The organism is Amaricoccus sp. (assembly GCF_017995835.1).
Lineage (GTDB): Bacteria > Pseudomonadota > Alphaproteobacteria > Rhodobacterales > Rhodobacteraceae > Amaricoccus.
Genome location: NZ_JAGOID010000147.1, coordinates 1 through 5,526 on the forward strand (window position 1 = coordinate 1; position 5,526 = coordinate 5,526).

General features: G+C 70.6%; 3 protein-coding genes and 1 pseudogene. 2 read left to right on the forward strand and 2 right to left on the reverse strand.

Annotated features, from left to right (window positions below; genetic code table 11):
• The first annotated feature begins 271 nt into the window (after positions 1-271).
• Together KBA23_RS15405 and KBA23_RS15410 are read left to right on the forward strand one after the other, a co-directional pair.
• On the forward strand, positions 272-3,172 hold the full coding sequence (locus KBA23_RS15405; RefSeq protein WP_290742717.1) for a protein kinase: 2,901 nt from the start codon (positions 272-274) through the stop codon (positions 3,170-3,172).
• 33 nt (positions 3,173-3,205) lie between these two features.
• Positions 3,206-4,915 carry an amidase family protein gene (locus tag KBA23_RS15410; RefSeq protein WP_290742720.1) on the forward strand — a complete coding sequence of 570 codons (1,710 nt, stop codon included), beginning with the start codon at positions 3,206-3,208 and terminating at the stop codon, positions 4,913-4,915.
• Between the two features lie 22 nt (positions 4,916-4,937).
• Here the strand turns inward: KBA23_RS15410 and KBA23_RS15415 are convergent.
• Both KBA23_RS15415 and KBA23_RS15420 read right to left on the reverse strand, forming a co-directional pair.
• Positions 4,938-5,207: pseudogene (locus tag KBA23_RS15415) on the reverse strand (aminotransferase class V-fold PLP-dependent enzyme); the annotation flags it as partial.
• A gap of 89 nt (positions 5,208-5,296) precedes the next feature.
• Positions 5,297-5,526: hypothetical protein (locus KBA23_RS15420; RefSeq protein WP_290742723.1), on the reverse strand; the 230-nt coding region annotated here is incomplete at its 5' end.

A 5,526-nucleotide genomic window follows, 5' to 3' on the forward strand; every position in this document is an offset into this window, starting at 1 on the left:
GGCATCTGCGACCCCGCCGGACCGTCGAGGTAGGCGATCGGGAGCCCACCCTGGTTGCGGGCTAGGGCGGGGAACTGCTGGCGGGCCTGTTGGCAGTCGGTAGCGGTGAAGGGCATCGGTGACCTCGCGTCGGAAGTCCTGTGATGCTGCAGCAAACGGCGCGCGGCCGCAACCCTCGCCGGCGCTGCAGCGTCCGCGGGCAACTCCGGGGAGAGCCCCGGCGGGCAGTCGGGAATTCGGTAGACTGCCCCCTGATTCCCGGAGGCAGCCGATGGCAGAGAAGGCGAGGCAGACGCTGCGCCCGGAGGACGAGATCTCCCACTACCGGATCGTCTCGGCGCTTGGGGCGGGCGGCATGGGCGAGGTCTACCTGGCCGAAGACCGGACGCTGGGGCGGAACGTCGCGCTCAAGATCCTCCCGCCCGACCTCGTCCGCAACGAAGACCGCGTCCGGCGCTTCGAGTTCGAGGCCCGGTCGGCCTCGCAGCTGAGCCACCCCAACATCGTGACCATCTACGAGATCGGGCGCGAGCCCGTGCGCTCGGCCGGCGCGGCCGACTCGGACCCGCTGCACTACATCGCGATGGAAGTGGTCAGCGGCAAGACGCTCACCCAGATCATCCACGAGGAGCGGACCGACCTCAGGACGCTTCTCGGCTACCTCGCGCAGGCCGCCGAAGGGCTCGCCAAGGCCCACGCCGCAGGGATCGTGCACCGCGACCTCAAGCCCGGCAACCTCATGGTCACGGCCGACGGCTTCACCAAGGTCCTCGACTTCGGCCTCGCGAAGCTCACCGAGCGCAGCGGCGGCGGCGACATCTCCGGGTCGCCGACCCTCACCGCCGGCGGCAGCGAGGCGGGCAGCATCGTCGGCACCGCCGGTTACATGTCGCCGGAGCAGGTCGCGGGCAAGTCCGTGGATACGCGCTCCGACATCTTCTCGTTCGGCTGCGTGCTCTACGAAGCGGCCACCCGGCGGGAGCCGTTCGCGGCCTCGACCGGCGTCGAGACGATGCACAAGATCCTCAACGAGAAGCCGGTACCGGTCGAGGAGTGGAACGACAAGGCGCCGGCCGAGCTGCGCCGGCTCATCCGGCGCTGTCTCGCCAAGAGCCCCGACCAGCGCGTGCAGTCGGTCAAGGACCTGGCGCTCGAGCTGCGCGAGATCGTCGAGGAGTACGACGCACTCTCGGCCTCGGCGAGCTCCGCGTCGTCGATCGCGGGCGCGACGCCCGCGGCGCCGCCCCGGCGGCGAATCGCGACGCCGACCTTCGCGGCCGTGGCCCTCCTGGGCGTGGCGGGACTCGCCTTCGGCCTCTGGGCGCTCTTCGGAAAGCGCAGTGCGCCGCCTACCGCCGCTTTCACCACGATGCGCATGTCGACCCAGACCAGCCGCGGCGACGTCGTCGATGCGACGCTCTCTCCGGATGGCCGCTACCTCGCCTACGTCGCCGGCCGGTCGGGGCCCACCGGCCTGCGGGTGCGGCAGGTCGCGACCGGCAGCGACGTCGAGGTGCTGCCGGCGAACGAGGCCGGGGTCGAGTTTCCCGCCTTCTCCCCGGACGGCAACTACCTCTACTATCTCTCCCGCAGGTCCGACAACCGGCAGTACCGCGCGCTCTTCTCGGTTCCGTCGCTGGGCGGGACGCCGCGCGAGATCCTCTTCGACATCGACTCGCGGGTCACCTTCTCGCCCGACGGCAAGCAGGTCGCCTTCTGGCGCGGCGTGCCCCAGAAGCGGCAGAACCTGCTGGTCGTCTTCGATCTCGCCAGCTCGCGCGAGCGCGCACTGGCGAGCCTCGGCGAAGTGGAACGTTTTCAGGGCCCGCCCGCCTGGTCGCCCGACGGCCGGACGCTGGCGGTGCTGCTCAACCAGCCCCTCCCCTTGCTCGGGGTGCAGATCGTCCTCTTCGAGGCCGAGAGCGGGGCGCGGCGAACGTTCCTCGAGCTCCCGCGCTTCCTCTTCTCCAGCCTCGCCTGGCTGCCGGACGGCCGCGGGCTGGTCGCGGCCGGGCTGAACCTCAACGTCAGCCTCCAGGAGCAGATCTACCTGATCACCTACCCCGACGGCCGCCTGCAGCCGGTCACCAACGACTTCCACCGCTACTTCGCAGTGGCGGTCGCTGGCGGCCCGGCGCCGACCGATGCGGCTCCTGCCATCGCCGCCGTGCGCCAGACTCGTCTCGCCAACATCTGGCTCGCCGACGCTGCGGGAGGCGCGGCACGTCCGCTCACCTCGATCACCAGTCCCGAGAGGTCACCGATGGACTTTTCGGTGGCCGGGGCCGAACAGATCGTCTTCGACGCGCCGGAGGATCCGACCCTCCAGGTCTGGACCGTCGGCGCGGCGGGTGGGGAACCCCGAGCGCTCACCGCTGGATCCAACCACTCCGCCAACGCCCTGGGCGCCGGCAACGTGATCGTCTTCGATCGTCTGGAAGAGTCCGGCGCGCACGTCTGGCGCATACAGCCGGACGGCACCGGCCTGCGGCAACTCACCCAAGGAAGCGGCGAGCAGCAGGTCGCCCTGTCGCCGGACGGACGCTTCGTCGCCCTCGAGCGCTGGGAGTCGCCGCGGAAGATCGAGCTGCTCGAGCTCGAAACCGGAGCGCTCTCGACGCTCGCCACCGACGCCTCCGGCGTCCTCGGTTTCTCGCCGGATTCCGCTCAGCTCCTGATCGGCAAACTGCAAGAAGACGAGCGCGGCCTGGCGCGTACGACCTGGCGGTCGATGCCGATCGCCGGCGGAGCGCCCGCGGTCGAGTACAGGCTGCCGCCCGCGGCCTTGGGCCAGGTGTGGGGCCCGGACAGCCGGAGCCTCACTTTCCGGAACCGGACCGATCCGGCGTGGAATGTCTTCCGGCTGGGCGCCGCCGGCTCCAATGGCTCCGCTGCCGGCGAGCCGGAGCAGGTGACTCGCTTCGATAACGGCCGCCTCACCGGCCACTGGTGGTCGCCCGACGGCACCCGCCTCGCGGTCACACTGCGCACCGCGGCCGGCGACAGCCTCTGGATGACCGCTCCCGATGGCAGCGGCCCGGTTGAATTGGCGAACTTCCCTGCGCAGGACATCTTCTCCGCCCAGTGGCTGCCCGACAGCCGCCGCATCGCGCTCTCGGCAGGCAGGAGCAGCCGCGACGCCGTCCTGATCCGCGACTTCCGCGCGGAATAGAGTTCCTCGAGGCTGCATTCGCGGGAGAGACGAATGGGAGAAAGAGGCTTCCTGTCGCGGCAAGGACGAGTCTGTCGGGCGCTGCTGCTGGCGCTGCTTCCGTTCCCTGAAGCGGCGTGGGCGGGCGAACCGTTCAGCATCGTCGAGGCGTCGATCCCCGAGATGCAGAAGGCGATGGCCACGGGGCAGGTCACCGCGCGCGAGCTGTTGACGCAGCACCTGCTGCGCATCGCCTTCCACGAGGGTCGGATCAACGCCACGATCGCGGTGAATCCGCACGCCCTCGACGAGGCCGACGCCCTCGACCGGGAGCGCCGCGCGGGCAAGCTGCGCGGTCCCCTTCACGGCATCCCGATCGCGCTCAAGGACAACATCCACACCACGAACATGCCGACGACCGGCGGCGCGCTGGCGTTCGCCGGCCTCGTCCCGCCGTACGAGGCGACGCTGGTCACGAACCTGCGCGCGGCGGGCGCCATCATTCTCGCCAAGACGCAGATGACCGAGCTCGCCAACTGGGTCGCCGGGCCACCCGGCATGCCGACCAACTACAACTCCCTCAACGGCTACGGTTTCAACCCGTACGATCCGCGGCGTGATCCACGTGAGCCCAACTTCGACGGCCGCCCGGCGCTCGCCACCGGCGGCTCGAGCTCGGGGACCGGCACCGCGGCGAGCTTCTGGGCCGCGAACGTCGGCACCGAGACCTCCGGATCGATCCTCAGCCCGGCGAACGCCAACCAACTGGTGGCGGTCAAGCCGACCGTCGGACGAATCAGCCGCTACGGCATCATCCCGATCACCGCCGACCAGGACACCGCCGGCCCGATGGCGCGCAGCGTCACCGACGCCGCCATCCTGCTCGGCATCCTCGAGGGCGCACAACCCGATTCGCACGACCCGGCGACGACGCGCTGTGCGCGCGGGACCGACTACACGGAGTCTCTCGACCGCCGGGCGCTCGCCGGCGCGCGGATCGGCATTCCCCGCGCCTACTTCTACGATCCGGCGAAAGCTCCCGGAACCGAGGAGCCGCGGGGCGGGCTCGAGGCGCCCCAAGCCGCCGCGATGGCGGCAGCGATCGAGGTGCTGAAGCACTATGGCGCAACCGTGATCGATCCCGCCGACATTCCCAGCGTCGTCGATCCGGACCCAGGCGAGAACTTCCTGCTATGGAACATCTGCCGCAGCCTCGACGAGGCGAAGACCGGAAACTGCTCGATCGACTTCGCCTACGGCATGGAGCGCGACTTCAATCTCTGGCTGGCCTCGCTCGGCCCCGCCGCGCCGGTGAAGAGCCTGACCGAGCTCCGGCAGTGGAACCGCGACCACCAGAAGGCCGGCACGCTCAAGTACGGCCAGGCGCTGCTCGACTTCTCGGACGCCATGGACCTCGAGGTCTACCGCGCGCGTTACGAGGCCGATCGCGCCAAGGACCTGCGCCTCACCGCGACGCACGGCATCGACGAGGTGATGGCGACCCACCGGCTCGACGCGCTGCTCTTCCCCGGGGTGAGCGGCGCGAACCTGGCTGCGCGTCCGGGCTACCCGACCGTGATGGTGCCGTACGCCACGGTGGCCGCGCTCGCCGATCCGCCCTTTCCGGAGGGCTTCGATCCGGCGCCGGTCGCGCTCGGGGTCAGCTTCACCGGCACTGCCTGCAGCGAGCCGCGTCTCCTCGCGCTCGCCTACAGCTTCGAGCAGGCGACGCGCACGCGCCTGCCACCGCCCGGGATGCCCTGAAACCCTCCGGAGCCCCCGACAGCTAGCCGAACGGCACCAGCCGCGTGCGCGGCCCGATCGCGGCCGCGAGACTCGCGGCGTCGAGGGTGCCGTCGGGCAGGAGCGCTACCTCACGCAGTACCAGTCCGCGCTCGGCGAGCATCCGCCAGGGGCCGCGGTTGGCCTCGTGGTCGAGTTGGGTGACGACGATCTCGTCGCCGGGCGCACAGGCGCGGCCGATGGCGTGGGCAAGCGCGAAGTTGAGCGTCGTCATGTTGGCGCCGAAGGAGATCGAGCGCCAGCCGGGAGCGCCGAGGAAGACGGCGCCTTCTCGCGCACCGCATGCAGCAGCTCGTCGGAGCGCTCAGCGGTGGCGAGCTGCCAGCGCGGCAGGCGTCGCCGTCAGTTGCCGAGCGTGAGCACGAGCTCGTGGGGAGCCGAACGCTCGCTATCCTGGCGCAGCCGGAGAGCGCCATCCTGGGTCAGGGCGACGGCATCGGCGATACCGGATACAAATGCGGCGGTGAAGTTGTCCTGCAGGAGCTCGGTGCGATCGCCACAGCGCGGTTCGCGATCGCCGAAGTAGCCCGCGTGGGTGTCGGTCCCCTCCACCCAGATGTCCTCGGCCGGAT